General features: G+C 40.0%; 3 protein-coding genes. 2 read left to right on the forward strand and 1 reads right to left on the reverse strand.

The annotated features are described in order from the left end of the window. The coding region (locus VN447_RS23355; RefSeq protein ID WP_414714939.1) for a helix-turn-helix domain-containing protein at window positions 1-82 on the reverse strand (82 nt) is incomplete at its 3' end. A gap of 700 nt (window positions 83-782) precedes the next feature. Between VN447_RS23355 and VN447_RS22810 the strand changes: the two genes are divergently transcribed. Together VN447_RS22810 and VN447_RS22815 are read left to right on the forward strand one after the other, a co-directional pair. Then, window positions 783-2,243, forward strand: coding sequence for a trimethylamine methyltransferase family protein (locus tag VN447_RS22810; protein ID WP_325528677.1), 1,461 nt, complete (start codon window positions 783-785; stop codon window positions 2,241-2,243). 80 nt (window positions 2,244-2,323) lie between these two features. Further along, window positions 2,324-3,784 carry a trimethylamine methyltransferase family protein gene (locus VN447_RS22815; RefSeq protein ID WP_325528679.1) on the forward strand — a complete coding sequence of 487 codons (1,461 nt, stop codon included), beginning with the start codon at window positions 2,324-2,326 and terminating at the stop codon, window positions 3,782-3,784. The last annotated feature ends 284 nt before the right edge of the window (window positions 3,785-4,068 follow it).

The raw sequence follows: 4,068 nt of genomic DNA on the forward strand, positions 1-4,068 counted from the left end.
AATGAAGTGCTTCTCTATGAATACCCAGTTTCTTCGCCGTATGAGATATATTCCAATGATTTTGCTCTAAAGTCTTTTCCAAAACCTTATATCTGTATTAGATAAAAAGGTCTGTACATTCTTCATTTCTTACTCTCCAGTTTCAGAAAGCGGATAGTCAGTGTAATCAATACAGCACTTATGCTAGAATGGAAAAAGCGGGAAACTGTGTCGAATTAAGAATATCTTTCGCATATACTAGCCTCCTCACTTATTTTATTGTTAGCCATGCGTGATTCATGGCTAACAAGTGTCGATATTTTGATTTGTACGTCAAAGGACTCAGATTAATAGATAGATACGCTCGAAATTGGGCGTTTCTGTCTTTTTTTTATTTATCCAAAAGCACCTAAGTGATTTCTTAGGTAGTACAACCAAATTCACGTAGTTCTGATCGCTATTTTGAATATACACGACGTAGATCACACAATCAAGGCAGCATCTCCCATGATCATGTATATGTAATATAGTTTTACATGTAATAAATTTATTCAACATCAGCTTTTGCCGTTTAAATTAAGATGATGTAATAATCTATTACAATTTATAAAATAACGTAGTATTACAAGTTTGTAATAATTTACATGAATTACCAGTGATTATAGTAGCCTCATTCTGTTTTTGATTTTGCTTATTATTTTGGCACGGTTATTGCTTAAGTATTTGGATAAGAGAATCTCATATAGCGCTGATGGGAAGCTCAGTGAAATTATAGCTAGGAATTTTTAAGGGGGGAAAAAAGAGTGAGTAATATTAAAACAAATTTTGTGACAAAACAAAGTGTTCAGTTCAAGGTCTTAAATGAAGGACAGTGTAGAGAGATTGTCCATGCTGCATTTAGAGTATTAGAAAGAACAGGTTGTAACGTTCACCATGATGGTGCTCGAAAACTGCTGAAGGATGCCGGATGCTGGGTAGATGGTAACAGGGTGAATATTCCTACGTATTTATTGGAAAAGGCAATTAAAACTGCTCCTTCCCAAATTACCATCTACGACAGAGAAGGCAATCCCGCATTACATCTTAGTGCTAACAATGGCAACAGTTATTTTGTAGCCGGTCTTGAAAACCAATATTTACATGATTCGGATACCGGTGAAAAAAGGCTTACTACCAAACAGGACGTTGCTAATGCTGGTTTGGTGATTGATGCGTTGCCTAACGTAGATGTTGCTTGTGGCCTAGCATGCATCTCCGATTGTACTCGTCAGTTAGCCGACGTTTACGAAGCTCGCATTCTCTTGGAAAACACCACAAAACCATTTTTGACATGGAACTTCGATATAGAAAGTATCAAAACCCAGATTGAAATGTGTGCTGAGGTTGTCGGCGGTATGGATAAACTTGTAGCCAAGCCTTTTGTCATTCTAGGCGCTGCCGCCTCTACTCCTCTGGCTCATGCGGAAGACGCATTGGACAAATTGCTTTATATGTTTGAAATTGGTATGCCGACGCCTTACATTGCTGCCACTATGTTAGGCGGTACTGCTCCTGTAACTTTAGCTGGCAATTTAGTGATGGGGTTGGCGGATACGCTAGTCGGCCTTTTACTTTCCCAATTAACGAACGAAGGGTGTCCTTTTATAGGGACATGTTTTACAGATATGTTCGATATGAAGACTATGGCATTCTCTCATACCGGTCCGGAGTTTTCTTTAGGATCAGCTGCTACGGCTGATATTTTCCGTTACTTAGACCTGCCATTTGCTGTTCATCTTGGTAGCACAGACTCTCCGGTGCTTGACCAACAAGCAGCATTTGATATTGGTGTCCAACTCTACACAGGGATACTCAGCGGAGCAAATCTGAATTTCTTCTTGGGCTATCTGGAAGCAGCAATGTCTTCTTCTCTGGAAACTTTGATCTTCGGTGATGAGGCAATTGGCTACATTCGCCGCATTGTTGAGGGGATCGAGGTAAGTGTCGAAACGCTAGCAGAAGACGCTATTCATAATGTCGGCCCCAGCGGTAACTTCCTGGGTGAAGAAAATACAATGAAACACTTCAGAGAAAGATGGACACCTACAAGCTTTATAAGAACAAGTTATGAGAAGTGGGCTGCTGATGGTAAAAAGGATTTTAAGACCCGGGCCAAGGAGAAAGTTAAAGAAATTCTTGCTCAAGGACCCCGCAGACCCTTGGCTCCCGAAGTCCTGGCTAAATTAGATGCCATTATGGCAAAAGCTGAAGAGAAATATAAATAATTGTCATACTTCGGATGTCTAAATGTTTTAGGCTATTGTAAAGTTACCATGCTTTCAAATACTTAAAAGGGAGGAAAAAAATGAGGTCTATTAGAGTAAATTCAGTGACAAAACAAAGTGTTCAGTTCAAAGTCTTAAATGAAGGACAGTGTAGAGAGATTGTCCAAGCTGCATTTAGAGTATTAGAAAGAACAGGTTGTAATGTACATCATGATGGTGCTCGAAAACTCCTGAAGGATGCCGGATGCCGGGTAGATGGAAACAGGGTGAATATTCCTACGTATTTGTTGGAAAAAGCAATTAAAACTGCTCCTTCCCAAATTACCATTTACGATAGAGAAGGTAATCCCGCATTACATCTTGGTGCTAACAATGGCAACAGTTATTTTGTAGCCGGTCTATTAAATCAATATCGGCTTGATGTAAATACCGGTGAAAGAAGGCTGACCACGAAACAGGATGTAGCAGAAGCTGGCCTAGTTATTGATGCACTGGATAATGTAGAGGTGGTTAGTGGCTTGGCATGCATTTCCGATTGTATGCCTCAGTTAGCCGACGTTTACGAAACACGTATTCTTTTGGAAAACACCACAAAACCCCTTTTGCTATGGAATTTCGAGAGATGTGGTATCGAAGCTCAGGCTGAAATGTGCGCCGCTGTTGCTGGCGGTATGGATAAACTTCAGGCGAAGCCTTTTGTTATCCTTGGGGCAAACTCTACTCCACCTCTGGCTCATGACAGAGAATCCCTTGATAAATTGCTTTACATGTTTGAACTTGGATTGCCGACACCTTACGTAGCGGGCCCAATGTTAGGTGCTTCTGCTCCTGTAACTTTAGCTGGCAATTTAGTCATGGGGTTTGCAGATACGCTAGTCGGTCTTTTACTTTCTCAATTAACGAACGAAGGATGTCCTTTTATAGGGACATGTTTTACAGATATGATCGATATGAAAACAATGGCATTCACTCATACTAATCCGGAATTTTCTTTGTGCTCAGCTGCCACAGCAGATATTTTTCGTTATTTGGATTTACCATTTGCTGTACACCTTGGTAGTACAGACTCACCTGTATTTGACCAACAAGCAGCGTTTGACATTGGTGTCCAACTCTACACAGGGATACTCAGCGGAGCAAATCTGAATTTCTTCTTAGGCTATCTAGAAACAGCGATGTCTTCTTCTCTGGAAACTTTGATCTTCGGTGATGAGGCTATTGGTTATATTCGCCGCATTGTTGAGGGGATCGAGGTAAGTGTCGAAACGCTAGCAGAAGACGCTATTCATAATGTCGGCCCCAGCGGTAACTTCCTGGGTGAAGAACATACAATGAAACACTTTAGAGAAAGATGGACACCTATAAACTTTATAAGAACAAGTTATGAGAGGTGGGCTGCTGATGGCAAAAAGGATTTTAAGGCCCGGGCCAATGAGAAAGTTAAAGAAATTATTGCCCAAGGACCACGTAGAGCTTTATCGCCTGAGATCCTAGCGAAATTAGATGCTATTGTGGCAAAAGCTGAAGAGAAATATAAATAATCAATTGTTTGTAGCAGAGGTATTTAAAAGATACGCTATCTCGTCAAAGTATGTCATAGAAAATAAATATTTAGAATTTTTATAATCTTTACAAATTTTAGCGCGAAACGGATTTATGAATACGTTGCGTTTAATTAGATTGTAATAAGGGGGAGCATGTGATGAGTGATTTTAAAGTATTGGCAGACCTAGTATTAAATGGGGACGTAAATGGAACAAAAGAAGCTACTAAACGGTATATTGAGCAAGGGTTTGCACCATTGGACATTCTTAATAAGGGACTA

This window comes from Sporomusa sp. (genome assembly GCF_035561155.1).
In the GTDB taxonomy this organism is placed as follows: domain Bacteria; phylum Bacillota; class Negativicutes; order Sporomusales; family Sporomusaceae; genus Sporomusa.